This is a genomic window from Brachybacterium sp. EE-P12, from assembly GCF_003711805.1.
Lineage (GTDB): Bacteria > Actinomycetota > Actinomycetes > Actinomycetales > Dermabacteraceae > Brachybacterium.
The window spans coordinates 37,074-55,845 of record NZ_QXCP01000002.1 but is presented as its reverse complement, the minus strand read 5'-3'; the positions used below and the strand labels follow the sequence as shown (position 1 = coordinate 55,845).

At 65.7% G+C, this 18,772-nt stretch carries 19 protein-coding genes; 14 read left to right on the top strand and 5 right to left on the bottom strand.

All coding sequences use genetic code 11. The annotated features are described in order from the left end of the window. Nucleotides 1-286: 286 nt before the first annotated feature. The 5 genes from D1648_RS01370 (at nucleotide 287) to D1648_RS01355 (ending at nucleotide 3,796) form a co-directional block, all read left to right on the top strand. Complete coding sequence (locus tag D1648_RS01370; RefSeq protein ID WP_122939023.1) at nucleotides 287-817, top strand: nucleoside deaminase; 531 nt, start codon at nucleotides 287-289, stop codon at nucleotides 815-817. Beyond that, complete coding sequence (codB, locus tag D1648_RS01365) at nucleotides 814-2,109, top strand: cytosine permease (RefSeq protein ID WP_122939022.1); 1,296 nt, start codon at nucleotides 814-816, stop codon at nucleotides 2,107-2,109. Before D1648_RS01370 ends, codB begins: the two co-directional genes overlap by 4 nt. A 344-nt stretch (nucleotides 2,110-2,453) precedes the next feature. Further along, complete coding sequence (locus D1648_RS01360; protein WP_122939021.1) at nucleotides 2,454-2,942, top strand: ImmA/IrrE family metallo-endopeptidase; 489 nt, start codon at nucleotides 2,454-2,456, stop codon at nucleotides 2,940-2,942. Nucleotide 2,943: 1 nt separating this feature from the next. After that, entirely contained in the window at nucleotides 2,944-3,501 is a 558-nt protein-coding gene (locus D1648_RS17815) for a hypothetical protein (protein WP_164518530.1), read from the top strand. Between the two features lie 79 nt (nucleotides 3,502-3,580). After that, nucleotides 3,581-3,796: a hypothetical protein gene (locus D1648_RS01355; protein WP_241155312.1), complete on the top strand. Its 216-nt coding sequence runs from the start codon at nucleotides 3,581-3,583 to the stop codon at nucleotides 3,794-3,796. Nucleotides 3,797-3,832: 36 nt separating this feature from the next. Here D1648_RS01355 and D1648_RS01350 read toward each other — a convergent pair whose 3' ends face one another. After that, nucleotides 3,833-4,057, bottom strand: coding sequence for a hypothetical protein (locus tag D1648_RS01350; RefSeq protein ID WP_126281960.1), 225 nt, complete (start codon nucleotides 4,055-4,057; stop codon nucleotides 3,833-3,835). Nucleotides 4,058-4,181: 124 nt separating this feature from the next. On the opposite strand from D1648_RS01350, the gene D1648_RS01345 reads away from it, so the two are divergent. Next, on the top strand, nucleotides 4,182-4,511 hold the full coding sequence (locus D1648_RS01345; protein WP_026095586.1) for a hypothetical protein: 330 nt from the start codon (nucleotides 4,182-4,184) through the stop codon (nucleotides 4,509-4,511). Here the strand turns inward: D1648_RS01345 and D1648_RS01340 are convergent. Next, nucleotides 4,492-5,338 (bottom strand): IS5 family transposase gene (locus D1648_RS01340; protein WP_370239738.1). Its coding sequence is split into 2 segments (ribosomal slippage): nucleotides 4,492-5,031 and nucleotides 5,033-5,338, totalling 846 coding nucleotides; the frame shifts between segments, so codons are not numbered across the junction. The genes D1648_RS01345 and D1648_RS01340 overlap by 20 nt on opposite strands. 49 nt (nucleotides 5,339-5,387) lie before the next feature. Further along, nucleotides 5,388-5,987: a hypothetical protein gene (locus tag D1648_RS17765; RefSeq protein WP_126281959.1), complete on the bottom strand. Its 600-nt coding sequence runs from the start codon at nucleotides 5,985-5,987 to the stop codon at nucleotides 5,388-5,390. Between the two features lie 253 nt (nucleotides 5,988-6,240). On the opposite strand from D1648_RS17765, the gene D1648_RS01330 reads away from it, so the two are divergent. Genes D1648_RS01330 through D1648_RS01295 form a run of 8 tightly spaced genes read left to right on the top strand, consistent with a single transcriptional unit; the run spans nucleotide 6,241 to nucleotide 15,663 of the window. Beyond that, on the top strand, nucleotides 6,241-7,614 hold the full coding sequence (locus tag D1648_RS01330) for a DNA cytosine methyltransferase (protein WP_206424754.1): 1,374 nt from the start codon (nucleotides 6,241-6,243) through the stop codon (nucleotides 7,612-7,614). A gap of 37 nt (nucleotides 7,615-7,651) precedes the next feature. After that, complete coding sequence (locus tag D1648_RS01325; RefSeq protein ID WP_122939052.1) at nucleotides 7,652-8,110, top strand: very short patch repair endonuclease; 459 nt, start codon at nucleotides 7,652-7,654, stop codon at nucleotides 8,108-8,110. Nucleotides 8,111-8,151: 41 nt separating this feature from the next. Next, a complete protein-coding gene (locus D1648_RS01320; protein WP_164518532.1) occupies nucleotides 8,152-10,866 on the top strand; it encodes a Z1 domain-containing protein in 2,715 nt (904 codons plus the stop codon). Then, complete coding sequence (locus D1648_RS01315) at nucleotides 10,866-11,840, top strand: PD-(D/E)XK motif protein (RefSeq protein WP_164518531.1); 975 nt, start codon at nucleotides 10,866-10,868, stop codon at nucleotides 11,838-11,840. Before D1648_RS01320 ends, D1648_RS01315 begins: the two co-directional genes overlap by 1 nt. A 10-nt stretch (nucleotides 11,841-11,850) precedes the next feature. Then, nucleotides 11,851-13,755, top strand: coding sequence for a hypothetical protein (locus tag D1648_RS01310; protein WP_122939016.1), 1,905 nt, complete (start codon nucleotides 11,851-11,853; stop codon nucleotides 13,753-13,755). Then, the gene (locus D1648_RS01305) at nucleotides 13,742-14,644 is read left to right on the top strand and encodes a hypothetical protein (protein ID WP_122939015.1); all 903 of its coding nucleotides are present in this window, start codon (nucleotides 13,742-13,744) and stop codon (nucleotides 14,642-14,644) included. Before D1648_RS01310 ends, D1648_RS01305 begins: the two co-directional genes overlap by 14 nt. Continuing rightward, nucleotides 14,641-15,381 (top strand): hypothetical protein, encoded by a 741-nt coding sequence (locus tag D1648_RS01300; protein ID WP_122939014.1) that lies wholly within the window; start codon nucleotides 14,641-14,643, stop codon nucleotides 15,379-15,381. Before D1648_RS01305 ends, D1648_RS01300 begins: the two co-directional genes overlap by 4 nt. A gap of 33 nt (nucleotides 15,382-15,414) precedes the next feature. After that, entirely contained in the window at nucleotides 15,415-15,663 is a 249-nt protein-coding gene (locus D1648_RS01295; protein WP_122939013.1) for a hypothetical protein, read from the top strand. A gap of 27 nt (nucleotides 15,664-15,690) precedes the next feature. Here D1648_RS01295 and D1648_RS01290 read toward each other — a convergent pair whose 3' ends face one another. Both D1648_RS01290 and D1648_RS01285 read right to left on the bottom strand, forming a co-directional pair. Further along, nucleotides 15,691-17,001 (bottom strand): acyltransferase, encoded by a 1,311-nt coding sequence (locus tag D1648_RS01290; protein WP_122939012.1) that lies wholly within the window; start codon nucleotides 16,999-17,001, stop codon nucleotides 15,691-15,693. Nucleotides 17,002-17,007: 6 nt separating this feature from the next. Beyond that, nucleotides 17,008-18,717, bottom strand: coding sequence for a sacsin N-terminal ATP-binding-like domain-containing protein (locus D1648_RS01285; protein ID WP_122939011.1), 1,710 nt, complete (start codon nucleotides 18,715-18,717; stop codon nucleotides 17,008-17,010). Nucleotides 18,718-18,772: the final 55 nt, after the last annotated feature.

Genomic DNA, 18,772 nt, shown 5'->3' with positions numbered 1-18,772 from the left:
GCTCGGGGAGAGGGGACATGTCCCGTGCGCCTGCAGCGGGGTGCGGCCATGGTGTCCGCTCGAGCATCCGGCCCGAAGGCCACAGAGGCGTCGTGACCTTCTCGTGATGCGGGGTCTCAGGGACGGACGGGGTGTCGCCGCAGGGGCCAGGGCATTCCCGCAGGAACGCTCTGGCGGGTGCCGGATCGCTCTCATACCAGGTCGTGCCGACGCGCACGTGGTGCGGGAAGCGGCCCCGCCCTCGTACGATGCCGTGCGACCTTTCCCGAGAGCAGGAGCATTCCCCATGACCTGGACCCCCACCCCAGAGGACGACCGCCGCTTCCTCTCCCTCGCGATCGAGCAGGCGAGGAAGAGCTGGGACGAGGGCGGGGTGCCGATCGGCGCGGTGCTCGTGCACGACGGGCAGGTGCTCGCCGCCGGGCACAACCAGCGTGTGCAGAAGGACTCCGCGATCCTGCACGGCGAGACCGACACGATCGAGAAGGCCGGACGGCTGCGCGCGAGCGTGTACCGCGAGTCCGTGCTGTACACGACCCTGTCGCCGTGCATCATGTGCTCCGGCACCGCGCTGCTGTACGAGATCCCGCGGATCGTGGTGGGCGAGAACCGCACCTTCGAGATGGCCGAGGGCCTGCTGCGCGAGCGCGGCGTGGTGGTGGACGTGCTCGACGATCCCGAGTGCATCGCGCTGATGGAGCGGATGATCGCCGAGCGGCCCGAGATCTGGAGTGAGGACATCGGGGTGGAGACGGGCGAGCTGGGTGCGTCGGCCGACCGCTCCGCAGCCGCGGGCACCGAGGGCCAGGACCGGTGACCGCGGCGGAGCTGCGCGAGGAGGCGGAGGGGCGGCCCGTCGACGCAGTCGATCCTGACTACCCCGTCACGCCCGTCCCCGCCTCCGCACGGCGGGGCGTGGTCTCGATCTCGGTGGTGCTGATCGGCTTCACCGTCTTCGCGCCGACGCTCATGGCCGGCGCCTCCATCGGCGCGGCCTTCCGCTTCTCCGAATTCCTGGCCGTGCTGCTGGTGGGCTCGCTGGTGCTCGGCGCGTACGTCGCCGCGATCGGCTTCCTCGGCGCCCGCACCGGGCTGACCACCGTGGTCATGTCGAGGTACACCTTCGGCACCGCTGGCTCGAAGCTCGTCTCCGTACTGCTGGGCGGCACGCAGATCGGCTGGTACGGGGTGGCGGTCGGCTCGATCGGGCAGATGACCGCGCTCGCCTTCGGATGGGAGAGCGCCTGGGCCCCGGCGCTGGTGATGATCGGCGTCTCCGCCCTGATGATGCTCACGGCGCTGTACGGCTACGAGGGCATGTACTGGGTCTCGCTGATCTCGACGCCGCTGATCCTGGTGCTCGCCTTCTGGATCACCGCGCTCGCGCTCACCGAGGTGGGCGGCTGGCGGGGCCTGTTCGACATCGCTCCCACCACCTCCATGACCTGGGCCGCGGCCGTGACGACCGTGGTGGGCACCTTCGCCTCCGCCGGCACGCAGGCCGCGAACTGGACCCGGTTCGCGAGGCGCGGCCGCGACGCCGTCATCGCCTGCGGGCTCGGCTTCGTGATCGGCAACGGGCTGATGGTGTTCTTCGGCGCCGTCTCCGCGCTCGCGTTCGGCGAGGGCGACTTCACCACGCTGCTGCTGGGCATGGGCATGATCGGCTGGGGCCTGTTCTTCCTGTTCGGCAACCTGTGGAAGTCCAACGCGGATGCCGCCTACGCCTTCGGCGTCGCCGGGGCCGAGCTCGCGAACGCGAGGCGCAAGGGCCCCTTCATCATCGGCGGCGTCGCCATCGGCACCGTGCTGGCGCTGCTCGGCGTCGAGGGGCACATCGTGGGCTACCTCAGCCTCATCGGCATCCTCATCCCGCCGGTCGGCGGGGTGCTCATCGGCGACTGGATCGCGCGGTGGCGGAGCGGGCAGCCGCCGCTGTCGACGCTGACCGAGAAGGTGCGCTGGCAGGCGCTCGTGCCGTACGCGGCCGGGTGCGTGGTGGCGTGGGTGTCGAACGAGTACGGCATCGGGATCGCGCCGCTGAACGGGATCGTGGTGGCGCTGGTGGGGGCGTGGGTGCTGGGGGTGCGGGCCGGGCGACGAGTCTGACTCCGCAAGCTGCTTGCGGCGCTCCGCTCAAACGTTAACTCTGGTCAACACTCAGAGTCGTAGCAGAAAGAGGCAAGCGCCATTCCAAAGCTTCGACTGACGCACGCTGACCTGGCCAGCCGATCTCTAGGGAGCGTATCCGGCAAGATGCAACCCACCGACCGCCCGGACCTGCCCGTATACAGCATCCCGCACAGTCTGTCAAGCACTGCTACGATGTCAACCCAGGCGAACTTTCTACACAGAACTGCCAGCCTCTAATCGGAGACTGAGAGTGCTGGCAATTCGCCTAGATCGCCACCATGGTCGGTCCCGTTCCCTCTTAATTCAAAGGAGGTGGAGTAATGACCACATCACAGCTCGCCCGCGACGTTCGCAATGAGCACTGGAATATCAACGGAAGGGTGCGCTTCCCAATCGACCCATTCGTCATTGCCCAGCGGCTAAATATTGAAGTCATAATCACTCCGCTACCATCGGACACGGCGGGCTTTCTTTTGAAGGAAGAAGGGGAGTCGACAGTGCGCGCATACCTGAACTCGGCAGACCACCCCCGGCGTCAACGATTTACTCTCGCCCATGAAATCGGCCACTTCATGCGGCATAGGGATGACGGACCGATGGGATATGTCGAGGAGCGCGCAGCCTTAGCAAGCCAAGGAACCGACCCCGAAGAGCGTTTCGCCAATCGCTTTGCAGCCGACCTCCTGATGCCTGCCCACATTGTGGCAAAGGATTGGGGGATGGGAAAGTCTTTGAGCGATATGGCAACTAAGTACAACGTATCCAAACAATCTCTTGAGTTCCGCCTCGCCAATCTCGGGCTCAAGTGACATGGCAAAGCGCTTACGAACAGAGGAATACGAGAGCTTCGTCGAAAGCGGCCTATCCCCCAACGCCGACCGGGAAGAAGCCGACCTCGGCTCAGCGGTTGAGCGCGATCTCCAACTTGCACAGAACCTAGAGGACCAGCTCAAGTCCGGCGGCAAAAGCGGGAGCAAGATCCATCGGGAGGCGGGATCACCCCCTCGCAGCGACGAAGCCGAAACAATCGATGCTCAGGCCGTCAATAAGGCACGCAAAGAGAAGCTCAAGAACGATGGCCGCAAGCAGGACCAGAGGCTACGCAAAATAGTCGCCTATTGGGCCATTGCGCTCGTTGCTCTCCAACTTGTCATCTCGAATGTCTACTTCGGCATCTATCTGATATGGCAGCCAAAGACCCTTGACCCCACTCTAATGATCGCCTGGATGAGCGCCTCGGTTGTCGAGATAATTGGAATACTATGGGTGGTCGCGAGAAGCCTATTTCCATATCGCGATAAAGGTCGGCGAGCTGACAAAAAATCCACAAAGTCGACAGCGGGACGGTGGGACTGGCACGTCGAATAGCAAGGGTTACAGGATAATACTTCAGCGTCGTGCGCGGAGCATCAGCCTGATCGGCATCCTCATCCCGCCGGTCGGCGGCGTGCTCATCGGCGACTGGATCGCCCGCTGGCGGAGCGGGCAGCCGCCGCTGTCGACGCTGACCGAGAAGGTGCGCTGGCAGGCGCTCGTGCCGTACGCGGCCGGGTGCGTGGTGGCGTGGGTGTCGAACGAGTACGGCATCGGGATCGCGCCGCTGAACGGGATCGTCGTGGCGCTGGTGGGGGCGTGGGTGCTCGGGGTGCGGGCCGGGCGGTGACACCGACGCGCACGGCCGACGGGCGGCCTTCCGGGCTCAGCCCCAGGCGCCGCCCTCGTCATCGGTGAGCGGAAGCGTGCCCGCCGCACGGTGGCGCTCGTAGAGCTCGCGCAGGTGGTCCCGGCATTCGGGGTCGTCGCCGGCCGGCTCCATCGACGGGAGCGCGGCGAGGAGCTGAGCGGCGACCTGGTCCCGCGTCCACCAGGCGGGGATCATGATGCCTGCGAACTCGCGGGCCCCGCGCTGCTCGTCGTCGAGCAAGGTGGAGAGGATCAGATCCGAGGTCGTCGCTTGGGGAGCGTCGCCAGGCATCTCCGACTCGGGCGTGTTGATCAAGAAGGTGCGGGGTGGCCAGCCGCCGTGAGTTGCGCGGGAGAATGGGCGTGTGAAGATCCAGGTGCTGCATATCGAGGATTGCCCGAATTGGCAGGAGGCGGGCGATCGAGTACGGCTGGTGCTCGACTCGATCGGACGGGGCGATGTTCCGGTGGAGTTCGTGTTGATCCGCACCGAGGCTGAGGCGGTGAGCTCTGGTTTCGCGGGCTCGCCCACGATTCTTCTGGACGGTCAGGACTTGTTCCCGTCCCAGGGGAACACTGCCGACTTGGCGTGCAGGGTCTATCTGACCGAGCGCGGCTTTGCGGGTGCGCCGACGGTGGGACAGCTTGAGCGCACGCTGCAGGAGCGCGAAGCGCTCAGCGGAGATCGGTCTTGATCCAGATCAGCGCCGCGGCGAGGCTGACGGCGGCTCGGTAGTTGCGGGCGAGTTTGTCCGAGCGCATCGCGATGCCGCGCCACTGCTTGAGACGGTTGAAGCAGCGTTCTACGACGTTGCGTCCCTTGTAGCGTTCCTTCTGCTTGTCGCCGAAAGCGATCGGCCGGCCCGGCTTCTTGCGGCGGTGCGCGATCTGGTCGTCCCGCTCGGGGATGGTCGCCGCGATCCTCCGGTCGCGGAGCCAGGCGCGGTTCGCCCTTGAGGGGTACCCCTTGTCGGCGAGCACCCGGTCGGGGTGGGTGCGGGGGCGGCCCTTCCCGTCGCGGGGAACGCGGATGTTCTCCAGCACCGCGCTCATCATCGTGGTGTCGTTGATGTTCCCGGCGGTGATCATCATGCTCAGCGGCCGGCCGCGGCCGTCGCAGACCAGGTGCAGTTTGGTCGTCAGCCCGCCGCGGGAGCGTCCGATCCCGTGATCAGGCGGCTCGGACCACGGATTCTTGTGATTCGGCACAGCCCCCTGTGTCCCGGGCGAGGGTCGCGCCGTGCTGATGCACGCGCGCGATCGTGGAGTCGATCGAGACGACCCAGTCGATTTCCCCAGCGGCGTCGGCCTGCTTCTGCACCTCGGTGAGCAGCTTCTGCCAGGTGCCGTCCCCGGCCCACCGGTTGAACCGCTTGTAGATCGAGTTCCACTTCCCGAACCGTTCCGGAACGTCACGCCACGGCGCACCGGTCCGGTACTTCCACGCCATCCCCTCGATAGCGAGCCGGTGATCCGTCCACGGCCGCGACCGACCGGTCACCGTCGGCATCAACGGCTCCATCACGGCCCACACCTCGTCAGAGATCTCCTGTCGCGTCACCGTTCAAGACTCACCCACCGAGGAGCGGAACCTCTTGATCAACACGCCCTCGCGGCCGACGTGCAGGCGGACGTGGAGCCCGTCGGGCGCCCATGTCGCCGCGAAGCGGGTGCGGGGAAAGCCGCGCTCGTGCAGGGCGAGGACGCCGTCCAGGATCTGCAGGAGGAAGCCGGTGCCGTCCAGGGCGGGCAGTGCTGAGGCATTCGCGACGAGGTCGTCGTAGACGGCGACGGACATCGGCGCCTCGAAGTAATGCTTCTCGCGCTTCTTCCTGAGCCTCTCGCGCAGCTGCGTCGAGGATCCGGATCGTCGACGGATCCGCCGAGCGGACGTTCGTGACGATGTAGAGGTGTGCGTCGAGTTCCTCTTCGAAGCCCTTGACCTGGCTGGGCTCCAGCCATAGAAAATCGCCGCGGCCGGCGCCGCCGAAGGCCTTGATCTCGATCAGGCGCTTCTCGCCCGTGACGTAGTCGACGGACGCGACGCCGACCAGGGCGTCCTTCCTGCTGCGCAAGTCGACGGGTGTCCGTCCTGCGGCGCGCTCGACGGCCTCGATGGCCCGGAATTCGATCTCGTGGTTGGACAGCTTCAGCAGGTCCGCCTTGTTCATGGCGTGATCATGGCAGGGGCCCGACGATTCTGCTCAACGACGGACCGCCAGCACGCAAAGCTCCTCTGACCTCGAGTGACGCATCACGTACCGACTCGAATGTCGGGGCTGCGGGACAGTATGCTGCTCACAGGCAGGGAAGCAGCACGCCGCCCATTGACGAGGACTGTCCACAGGATCACGGCGTCCCCCTATCGGGGCTTCGTCAGGTATAGGCTGCTCGATACGAGAGAAGAACTTCGGAGGTGGCTTCGTGCCGGACTACGTGCTGGGCGAGATGTTCAGCGGCCCAGGCGGGATCGCACTCGGCGCGGAGGATGCGAGCAAGAGGATCTCGGGCGCCGGAGGCTCCTCGATCCGCCACGGCTGGGCCGTGGAGTACCACCCTGACACTGCCCGCACCTATCGCGAGAACATCGAGGGCGCCGGCGAGGGCACCGTCTTCACCGCTGACGTCAGAGACTTCGACCTGCGGAAGGTCCCGAAGTTCAATGCGTTCGCCTTCGGCTTCCCGTGCAACGACTTCAGCACCGTCGGCGAGCACAAGGGGCTGGACGGCGACTACGGCGCCCTCTACACGTTCGGAGTCCACGCCCTGGCTCTCCACGAGCCGGACTGGTTCATCGCGGAGAACGTCTCCGGACTGTCGAAGGCCAACGGCGGTATGGCGTTCGGGAAGATCCTCTCGGCCCTCCGACGTCCCGGCGCCGCAGCCCGCACGGACTCGCACTTCACCGAGTTCTACGGCGCTGAGGCGGAGGCGGGCGATGAGGACCTCGAGTACGAGCTCGTCGCCCACCTCTACAAGTTCGAGGAGTACGGGCTCCCGCAGCGGCGGCACCGCTTCATCATCACCGGGATCCGTCGGGATGTGTCCGAGAAGCTGGATCGAGGGTTCCGAGTCCCGGAGCCGACGACGCCCTACAAGGCGCAGCAGAAGACCGCGTGGGAAGCGATCGAGAAGGACCCGATCCATCCCGAGGCGTATAACAACACCCGGATCAAGCACCGCCAGTCGGTGGTGGACCGCCTCGACGCCATTCCTGCCGGCAAGAACGCTTTCAACACGAACTTCAAGGACGAGTCCCTGCGTCTCAACGTCAAGGGCGTCACGCTGAGCAACATCTATCGGCGGCTCGCTCGAGACGAGCCCTCCTACACGGTGACCGGCTCCGGCGGCGGCGGTACGCACATGTACCACTGGGAAGAGCCGCGGGCTCTCACCAATCGAGAGCGAGCACGCCTGCAGACGTTCCCCGACTGGTTCCAGTTCTTCGGGGGGACTCCGAGCGTCCGTCGCCAGGTCGGAATGGCTGTGCCCCCCGAAGGTGCGCAGGTCGTGCTCGAGGCGATGCTGAAGACCTTGGACGGGACGCAGTACGAGAGCGTCAGGCCCAGCATCGATGCCGAGGAGCTGATCCGCGCCTTCGAGCTCTCCGAGCACGCCGAGAAGGCTCAGATGCATCTCGAGAACGCCTTCTCCGGCCAGGAGCAGGGCGACGAGCTCGAGACCGCCGACCGGCCCCTCCTTCAAGTGCTCCGCGGCGGCGGGGAAGAGGAGGAGCCTGAAGCGACGATCGAAGAGCGCACGGATGAGACGGCGGAAGCGCGCCGGGTCTCCGGCTGACCTGCGCACTGACCTCAGGACCCCGGAGACAGACCTGATGGAAAGTCGCCCACCACGTCCGAGCAGCGAGAACGCGCGCCGGACGATGCTCGCCAACAGACGGAAGGACACTTCTCCCGAGCTCGCCGTGCGGCGCAGGATCCACGCCGCCGGGCTGCGCTACCGGGTGGACTTCCCGGCCGACGCTGCTGATCGACGGCGACGGGCGGACATCGTCTTCACGCGCGTGAAGGTTGTCGTCTTCATCGACGGCTGCTTCTGGCACGGCTGTCCTCAGCACTTCATCGCCCCGAAGAGCAATGCCGACTACTGGGGGCCGAAGATCGCACGGAACATCGAGCGCGACCGCACCTCGACCGCACGGCTGAGCGACGCGGGATGGCGGGTGCTCCGCTTCTGGGAGCACGAAGATCCCGAGGACGTCGCGACCCGGATCATCGACGCAGTGCGTCCACGGAATCGGATTCTTCCGCCGGATGTCAGTCACCGCAGATAGCCTGTTCCCGTCACCACGAACGACATCAGGGGGAGAACGGAATGGCGGAGAACCTGCTGGACGATGATCGATTCCGGGACGCGCTCGGCGCGTACGAGGGGATCCTCGCAGGGCGCAGCGGACAGACGGATCAGGGCGCGGCTCACCGCGAGGTCGTGGCGATTGTCGAAGGCATCTTCCCCGGCTTCAGAGAGGCGCTTGAGGCATACGTCGACGAGCAGGAGAACACCGTCAAGCGCATCAAGGACGGTGACATGATCCGGAAGGACGGCGGCCGACCCGAGTGGTACAGCGGGGCGAAGACGCGGATCGGTGAATGGCCCGCATACCGCCGGCGCCTCGAGCAGGGCGGTCTGCCCACCGATGCTGTGGAGTCGATCCACCGCTCCACCGACCGCATCCTGCGCCAGTGCGCCAACCCCAGGGCCGTCGGCGACCGCCGCAAGGGTCTCGTCATCGGCTACGTCCAGTCGGGCAAGACCGCGAACTTCACCGGTCTCATCGCCAAGGCGGTCGACGAGGGCTACCGGATCATCATCGTCCTCGCCGGCATGTACACGAACCTCCGCGTCCAGACGCAGCTCCGTCTCCAGAAGGACCTGGGTATCGACATCGTCGAGGAGCACTCAGGCCTCGCCTGGCAGCGCTTCACCAGCCGGAACGCAGACATGGGCAAGGACAGCAGCCCCGGGGTTCTCTCCTCGACGAGCAACGTCGCCCTCATGGTCGTCAAGAAGCACGAGATGAGGCTCGCGAATGTCACGAAGTTCCTCAAGTCGATCCCGGAAGCGACCCTGAACCGCCGCCCCGTCATGATCATCGACGACGAGTCCGACCAGGCGACTCCGAACACGCTGGGCGCGAAGGATCTCGTCTCCACCATCAACAAGCGGATCCGAGCGCTCTGGGCCGCAGTCCCCACCGGCACCTATGTCGCGTACACGGCGACCCCCTTCGCGAACGTCTTCATCGATCCCTCTGATGACGGCGACCTCTATCCGGAGGACTTCGTCTCCGTGCTGCCGAAGCCGGACAGCTACATGGGCTCCGAGCTCTTCTTCGACGTCGATCAGACCGTCGACAGCGGAGAGGACGAGGTGATCCATCAGCTCGCCCACGAGGTGCCGGAGCACGAAGCCCAGATCTTCACACCACGGCCGAAGAAGATCGACGAGTTCTCCCCCGAGATGACGCCGACGCTCGCCGCCGCGATCCGCTGGTTCATCCTCGCCACCGCGATCCGGGAGCTCCGCACCTCGAAGTCCCGGGACTCCTCGATGCTGGTCCACACCTCCCAGCTCGTCCGAGTCCACCAGCAGACCAAGGAGGTCATCTCCGGCTTCATCTCCGACGTCGCCCTGGACATCGACGACCAGGAGGCGGAGTTCCGCTCGGTCTACGAGGCGGAGAAGGACCGTGCGGTGGCGCTGCGCGGCTCCGAGGAGATGCCCGGGTGGGCGACCCTGTGGCCCGCCGCGAAGAAGGTCCTCGAAGGTGTCGTCGTCAAGATCGACAACGGGGCGTCCGACGATCGCCTCGTCTACGACCCGGACACCACGCAGACGGTGATCGCCGTCGGCGGCGGCACCCTCTCCCGCGGCCTGACGCTCGAAGGACTCGTCGTCTCGTACTTCCTGCGATCGAGCAACACCTACGACACGCTGCTGCAGATGGGCCGCTGGTTCGGCTTCCGCCCCGGCTATGCCGATCTCGTCCGCGTCTGGATGGGCCCCGGACTGCTCGACGAATACGCGCACCTCGCGACGGTCGAGAAGCAGCTCCGCGACGAGGTCGCCGAGATGGAGAAGGAGGGGCGCACACCCCGGGAGTTCGCGATAAAGGTCAAGAGCCATCCTGGCCGGCTCGAGATCACCAGCAAGGGGAAGATGGAAGCGGCGAGGCTCGCCCGCGCCGGGCTCGGAGGGACGAGGCGTCAGACCATCTATCTCGACAAGTCCGCTGCGGGACGGGAGCGCGCGCTCGAGGCCTCGTCGGGGCTCGTCCGCCGCGCGATCGAGATCGGTCGTCCCGTCCTTGCACGCGGGGCCCACTCCGCCCGGCGCAGCTCCACCCAGATGTACCAGGGCCTCAAGAACACGGATCTGCTCGCCTTCCTCGAGCAGTACTGGGTGTCCCCGACCGACCGCTGGCTGCAGCCCGAGGGCATGGCCAGCTGGCTCCGGCGTCACGGCGCCGACGCGGAGTGGAACCTCGTGCTCGTCTCCGGCTCGTCGAAGAGCGACCATGAGTACGCACCCGGCGTGACCGTGCAGGCGTCGCGCCGAGCCCCGCTCAAGTCGAAGAACTGGTCGGCGAGCACGCTCGGCGTCGCCCTCCCGGATGACGCCGAGATCGTCAACATCCGAGCGCTGATGGCCGGCGACGACTACACGCTCGACCTTCGGATCCTCGCCGACAACGGCGAGCTCGATGAAGAGGATCTCAAGATCCTCGACGGCGTCGACAAGCGGAAGGTCAGCGCCGTGAAGGCGGCTCGCAGCCTGATCCGCCCCGACCAGGGAGCGATCCTCCTCTACGCCGTCGACGGCCAGTCGGAGCCCGCGAAGGACTCGCAGACGAGGACCAGCATGGATGCCGACGGGACGATCATCGGTCTCGGCGTCGTCTTCCCCCACGCCGAGGACGAGGACCCCGAGGAGTACTGGTCCGTCGAACTGGAGGAGCAGGACGCAGAGGCGGAGGCCGCCGTCGCACGCGACGAGGAGGGCGACTACGTCAGGAACGAGGAGTCATGATGAGCAGGGGCCATACCCGCGTCCAGAAGGCCTACGAGCAGCTCCGTGCCGAGCGAGTGCTGGAGGGCGAGTCGGTGTCCACGGTCCTCGGAAGCCCCTGGCGGCTCCAGGACGCTCTGCTCGTGAAGGATCACGTCGGTCTCATCCATCTCATGACACGGCTTCCGGAGGACCGCGAGAGGTTCGACGTGCCGCTCGGGCGCCTTCTCCGCGCCGCCTGGATCGCGACGAACGAGGACGGAGGGCGACGCGACTGGCTCGACGTCGTCTGCACCGATGCCCGACTGCTGCGGACGTTCCTCTCCCTGATCGGCGAGATGCTCGACCGCTCGGATGAAAGCGGCCGGCCCAGCATCGACGAGCTGGCGGAGGTCCTCGAGTCGTGGCGCGCCGCGCTCGCACGAGAGCGCACCGCGATGGACAGGAACCGACTCGTCGGGCTCTTCGGAGAGCTGACAGTGCTCGAGCGTCTCGCCGCGCGCGACCCCCAGGCTGCGCTCTCGTCATGGAAAGGCCGACAGGGAGCGATCCACGACTTCTCACGCACCAACGCCCTCGAGGTGAAGACCCTCGTCGGCGACGGCAGCCCTGCAGTGACGATCCACGGCGAGCATCAGCTCGATCCTCCCTCCGGCGGCGCCCTCCATCTCGTGGCCTTCCGCATCGCCGACAGCGCCGAGGGCGAGTCGCTGGAGGAGCTCACCGCACGGATCGCCGAGCACGGAGTCCCCTATGAGGACGTCCTGAGAACTCTGGGAGACGATGTCCCCGGCATCGAGGACCGTCAGCGACGCTTCGCCATCGAGGAGATCCGGCTCCATGAGGTGACCGACGACTTCCCCGGCCTCCGCTCGTCGAGGCTCAGCCCGGAGACCCTGCGCGGCGTCTCGAACATCTCCTACCAGCTTTCCCTCGACGCCTGCCCCGGCCAGCTCGATCCGGACCAGCTCGAGGCCGTCCTCGAGAACCTCTGAACAGGACCTCATGATCAAGACCCTCCAGTGGTTCCCCAAGCGCTTCTCCCCCGGCGACATGGACGCCTCCGGCGGAGATCGGCTCCTGGGGAAGACCGAGCTCTCCCGTCTGGCCGTGCTCATCCGCGAGACAGCGCAGAACAGCTGGGACGCTCGGAACGACCGCGGCCGCCCTCTCTTCGGGATCAGCCTCCGTCGCACCGACTACCGCCTGCGCGATGACCTCGCGGATCTCCTGTCCGAAGGACGTCACGGCGACCTCGCCTCCATGCGTCGCCACGCGAACTTCCGCATGCTGGAGATCTACGACAGAGGCACCCGCGGGCTCGACGGCCCGTCCGACCTGTCGCCGGCCGGCAAGGGCCGCTCAGCTCGCTTCCAGGACCTCATCCTCAAGTTCGGCGTCTCCCACAACAACGGGACCACGGGAGGGACATACGGATTCGGCAAGACCGCGGCGTTCGCGTACAGCGGCATCGGCACAGTCATCTACTGGACGCGCTGCCGCAATCCTGAGGGCGAGATCGAGGATCGTTTCATCGTCTCGGCGTTCGGCGAGTCCTACCAGGAGAAGGGCGTCCAGTTCACAGGGCGCCACTGGTGGGGCCAGCGCTCCGAGGACGGGGAGTCAGTGCTCCCCGTCGTGGGAGACGATGCGGCGGCGCTCGGGGCGAGGCTCTTCGAGAGAGGATTCGAACCGGGAGAGACGGGGACGTCCCTCCTCATCCTCGATCCGCTCATCGCAGACGAGGAGGACTCCGAGGACGCCTCCGTCGAGCCGCTCCACAGGCTGCGCAGCGATGCGGAGGAGATGGAGCAGGACTTCGAACGCCGCGCACGACACGCGATCCGCGCGAACCTCTGGCCGAAGATGATCACCGCGCCCGGGGACGTGGAGTCACCCATGGCTCTCGAGCTCACGGTGAACTCCCGACCCGTCGACCTCGGCATCGACGAGGGCGGCTCGCTGCTCCTCTGGGGCTCCGGTCTGAACGCGATCCGTGCCGCCCGTTCGGACTCTTCGGAGATCAGGACTCCTCAGGGTGTAGCTGTCGAGGTGATCGAGATCCTGAGGTACCGGAAAGTCATCGGCCACCTCGCCCTCGTCCGCCGGATCCCCGCCGCCGAGCCGTATCTGGACTCCGACGATCTCGATCCCGCCAGGGAGGAAGAATCGCGCATGCTGCGCATCGCGCTGATGCGCGGGCAGGCCGAGCTCGTCGTAACGACGGTGGACTGGGTCCGGCGCGAAGCTCCTGCGGGCACGGACTGGCTCGCCGTCTTCAAGTCGGCTGATGACTTCGACGAGTACTACGCCGAAGCAGAGCCCCCTGCGCACGACAACTGGGTGACGGAGGGCTCGAGCAGCGAGTCCTCCAAGATCATCCGCCACACCAAGACCCGGGTCCGGGACAGGATCATCGAGGCGATCCATCCCGCGGTCGAGGAGCAGGTCCCGACTTCCCCGAAGTTCTTCCGTTCCACGGGAGCTCTGTCTCGCCGGCTCGGCGCCATCCTCCCCGGTCCGGCACCGCAGGTTTACGACGACTCCGGTCGGTCCGGAACAGGACGGCGACGCACCGAACGGCGAGCTCGCTGGACGGTCGAAGCCGGGGCTCCTCGGCTTGTACGCACTGCGGCAGATGGGACACAGGAGCAGGAGGTCCGATTCATCGTCGCCGGCGATGGACCTGTCGGACGAGTCCGCCTGAGCGTCAGCCTGCTGGGAGACGAGGGCCTGCACGAACCGGTCCCCCCGCAGGACCTGGCGATCAGATGGCAGCACGCCGCCCCGGAGGGGAAGGACATGGCAGTCGTACGGACCGGCGAGGAGGCCGGCGTCCGCTTCCTCGGCGCACCTCGGCGCGCCCTGAGGGTCGAGATCACGGCAGGAGCGCCCGATGGCCGTCCTTGAGTCGAAGCCCTTCCTCGCCCCGTTCAGCGCTTCGGTCAGCACGTCGATCGACGTGCTAGAACCAGCGACCGCTGTGGAGGAGCTCGCCGATGTCTGGGAGCCGGGACAGCGCATCGTCCTCCGCTGCCGTGCCGAGCTCGCCCCGGACTTCTGGGCGCAGACCGGAATCCCCTCCGACGAGCCGATCACGATGGTCGGGATCGCCACGTGCCTCCCGGCGCGCGCTACCTGGCGCAAGACGGCTCGATTCACCGAGCAGGACGGCGTCTGGAGCGCCGAGGCCCTCGTGGAGATCGACGGCGGGGTCATCGCCGTCGAGGTCTTCGCGGATATCTGGATAGTCGGTCCCGGGCGGACCGGCAGCACCGACCCGAGGAACGCCGTGCATCTCGGCGCGAAGCTCTGGCAGCTGCCCAGGCCGCTGCGACTCGGGCTCGAGAGCGACGATGCGGCGTTCCCGACGACGGCGCTCTCCTTCGCACGGACCAGTCGCCGTGATGTGCCGTGGCTCGTCGAGGCCACCCCAGAGGCCGAGCCTGCGTGGAGGGTGAGCACCGCGATCCGCCTGTATGTGAACGTGGACTCCCATCTCGCGGCGGAGATCCTGGAAGGCACCGCGGCTGAGGACATCTACTCGCTCATCCAGAGCGACATCCACCTCGTCGTGTTCCACAAGCTCGCGAACTGGAGAGACACGATGACACCCCGGCAGATGGAGGACCTCGCGGAGCATGACCACGAGACCCTGGCGGCATTGGGCCTGCTGCTGGCGCAGAGCATCGGACTGCCCCTCAGCGAGGCCATGAGGATGGCTCGGGAGGAGCCTGCGAACCTCATCGCTCGTTCTCGCGAAGCGCTCCGTTTCGGCGCGGAAGGAGAAGAGGCATGAGCCGCATCTATCCCCAGCTGACGCGCGAGGACGCCGCCACGGCGCTGAGCGAGCTCGAGGAGAGGCTGAAGCAGGGCGAGCCTCCCCGCTCTCTCCCCGATGGGACTCTCGACCCGAGGACCAGGTTCACCAGCTTCGGAGGCGCACCCGTCGGCGTGTCACGCCTGCGAGAGCTTCACAGCTCGCTGACGAAGGCGCTCTCCTCCGTCCCCGAACGTGGCCGCGATGCCGATCGGAAGTTCGACGCGATCACGGGAAGGTTCCTCGTCGACTGGTTCGAGGTGGACGGGAGAGGACAGGCGTCCGACCCGGAGATCTGGCCCTACCTCACGATCCTCGTGCTCCCCGATCTCGCAGTGCGTCGATTCGGCCCAGACCGCTCCGGCAAGCTTCCCCGCGACAGATACCTGTCCGGCCGCAGGAACGTGTTCTATCGCGCGTACTTGCGCTCGTGGATCCTCGGCGACCTCCTCGACGATCCGGAGCTGCCCCTCTACGAGGATGACCTCGTCGGCCTCGTCGATCGCAATCTCTCCGCGGATCATCGCGTCGCCCAGGCCATCGCCGAGCAGGTTCGCGGTCTTGCCGGTCACCAGAGCCGACGGGAGCTCGTCCGGAACGGGCTCAAGGCGATCCAGTACGAGCTGCGGGTCACCGATCTCTCGTCTCTCGACGACTCCGCGCTCGAGCACGCGACAGCAAGAATCTTCCGCTCTGCGGGGGATTTCCCGAGCTGAACATTCCGACGCTCTCTCATCAGGAGGAAAGCAGTGGCACTTATCCGGCGCTTCATCGAGCTCCATGGCCAGGGCTCGATCCATCGATCCGAGACTGACGCCGGATGGGCGAACGTGCCCTACGGCGAGGAGAACCTCCTATACATCGGGACGTACGGCTCCGCCGAGAGGAAGTCCGGCCCGAAGCCGAGCCAAGCCATCCATCTCGATCGCGAGCGTGCTGCCGAGCTGATTCGGATCCTCAAGCGCGTGTTTCCGGGGATCGAGCACGACGCAAGCTGAAGCCAGCCGCGGCGAGTTCGCTTCGTCTCAGGCGCGGTTCGGCGTACGCCGCAGGCCCAACACCCCGAAGCCCCACAACCCCACGACCGGCACGAGCGGCCACCACCAGGTCACGCCGCTCTCCCCCACGACGCCAACGGACGCCATCACGGCGAGTCCCGCTATGACGCACACCGCCGCGGCGATCGGCTTCCACACGGGCGGGGCCGGGCGGTCGTCGGCCCGCGGTTCCTCGAAGCGGCCCATCACCAGCACCAGGAGGCCCGTCAGCGCCAGCAGTACGAGCGCCCACAACGGCCGCGTCGCCCACCACAGCCCCGTCAGCGGCTCGGGCAGCAGCACCCACGCATCAAGCGCGAGCAGCAGGTGCGCGAGCCCCACCATGACGGTGAGGTGCCACAGGAACCAGGTCATGATCCGCTGGTTCACGAGCACGGTCACGAACCACAGCCTCGGCCGGCGGAGCAGCGCCTCGAGCGGCTTCTCGAGGGAGAGCACGAGCCCGGCCTGGAGCATGCCGAGGAACGCCATCGTCACGCGGGTGGGGCTCGAGTTGGAGATCGCGTCTCCCCCGGCGGTGATCATCGAGACCGGATACGGGCCCGCCAGCACGAGCAGCAGCAGGCCGACCAGGCCGATCGCTGCCAACAGCATCCGTCGGCCGATGCCCGAGAGCCGGCCATCGAGCCAGGCGTAGCCGACCTGATGGAACGCCGCCCAGACGAGCAGATAGTTCGGGTAGCCCAGCAGCGGCTGGTCGGCGGCGATGCTGATCGCGTCGACGATCCCGGCGAGCGCGATGCCGCCCACGATCGACCACCACCCGAAGCGCTCCCACAGCCACAGGCAGGGTGGCCCCACGAGGATCACCATCAGGTACGCGGCGAGGAACCAGGTGGGGATCAGCGCCATCTGCGAGGCGAGCTGGACCGTCGCATGCGGGGCGCCGAGTGCAACCGCCACAACCCCGATCACGAGCCAGGCGAGCAGCAGCGGGATCAGCGGGATGCCGAGGCGTCGGAGCCTGGTGCGCAGCCACTCGGCGTAGCCGGTCTCCTTGCGCCTCGCGGAGCGCCAGGAAAGGCCGTTGGAGTACCCGCCGACGAGGAAGAAGATCGGCATGACCTGGAACAGCCAGGTCAGCGGATGGGTCCACCTCGCGCCATCGAGGACGCCGTGCGGGAGGATCCCGCCGTCGGGGTCGACGGCGATGATCGTCCAGTGACCGAGAACCACCACCGTGATCGCGGCGGCGCGCAGGAAGTCGACGACCCGGTTCCGGGAGGCGGGGGTCGAGGCATTGACATTCTCAGCGCGGCCTCGGGGCATGTTCGACATCAGGACTCACTGAACCCAGAGAGCATGCTCTGACCAGTTTTCGAATCGCCACTCCCACTGGCGCGCCACTCGAATAGGCTCCATTTTCGCACCAATCGGATCAAGCAATGCCATGCGCGACCGCCTGCCATCTCCAATCACGACCGCCAAAAGGAACGACTTAGTCCCAGACTGAGCCAACGCCCATTCGTTTGTCGTTAGAGCGAACGACGAATCCAGCCCGTCCGTTTTCTTAATTTCAAGGCATACTGCTCGACCAGCCCCATCTAGACCCTCTGCGTCATATCCCAAGTTTTGCTTCGAGACATCCGTTAAACTCCATCCGCGGGAGTTCAACCACTCGACGACAGCAACTTCGATAGCTCGCCAGCGTTCGACAAAATAGGGCAGACCTCCAGTCGCATCTACGTCAGCCGACGTTCTGGCATTCACAGTTGCCGACTTGACAGACATATGCACATTGTTCTCCACGTCCAGACTTTCCCCGTGAGCACCGAAGGCAAGTTCAATTGAGGTCATTTGGCGGCCGCGCAAGCGAGCATTCTCAGCGAGGAGCTTCGCAAAATATGATCTCCTGTCGAGCGGCATCGCCTCCGGATTCAGGCGGCCAGCCACATCCTCCAGGCTCAGCTCGGGGAGATTAAGAGCGGCCTTCAGTGCTCGGACGGCGACTCGATTCTGAGACGCATATAACACATTCGGCGCGCCACCAGGAAACAGCACTTCTGTTTCAGCATCCACTAAGCTGACCGGCGCGATTGCGAATGGAATGGGCACATTGGATAGATTCTCTCGCAGGTAGCGGAAAAAGATTGAAGCCACACTCTCCATTGAACCCAAAAGAGCAGCACGCGGATCAGGCGCTTCCAGTAGCAGTTGCCACGCGACGTCAAAAATAGGGTGGTACGGATTGCGTATGACTTCCGCGAACAATTCAGCACCCGCCGCAATTACTTTCTTGGTCGACGCATCATCAAGGATGGCATTGGTGCGCGACGGGTCAGTGGCTATGTCTCCAGACAACACGATCGGCAACCCCATGGATTCATCGAGCGGGAGAAAACACGCCAGCCGCCCAGCTGGTCCTGCAATTTTTCGGGCCCACGGATCTAACGGAATGGCCAACTGCGCCCCGGTTGCCTCGAGCAGGGCAAATTCACCCGAAGCTCCGTCGTCGCTGAGCTTGACCCTGCCCGAGGTGCGAGTCATGACTATCGAGCTAGTCTCCTCAAGGCTCGATTCAACGCGCTCGACGCTTCGCAGGAATAGAAGTGCTGTCGGGTCGATCCGAAGATCTGGCTCGGCCACCGAAAGCTCAATCGAGAACCTTGCGCCTCTAAAGTTGGACGTGGCTACATCTGTGGGAATTCTCACTAGTGGGACAGAGGCTTGCGTGTCGACACCGAGGAGCTTCACTGTCGATCGACGGTCGAAAGTGAACTTAACTCCTCCACTCTCCACGTCAATCTTTGATGCAATCGCCGCAATCGACTTGAATCCAATGCCACGGTAACCAATATCTTCCCCCCGGGATTTGGCCGAAGTTGCAGACCTGCACAACGCTTCCACATCCTGCTCAGTCATATCCCTCCCATTATTTTCCCATCGGAGCATTCCGAGTCTCGGGCGAGAAATGTGAACAGTTGTCGAGCCAGCATCATCAGAGTTCTGTAGCAACTCGTACTGGACCCTGTTACGATAAGTATCTGCGAGCATTGTCTCTATACGCGCAATCTCACCAAACAGGTTGGGAGCTTGGAAATACTCACGG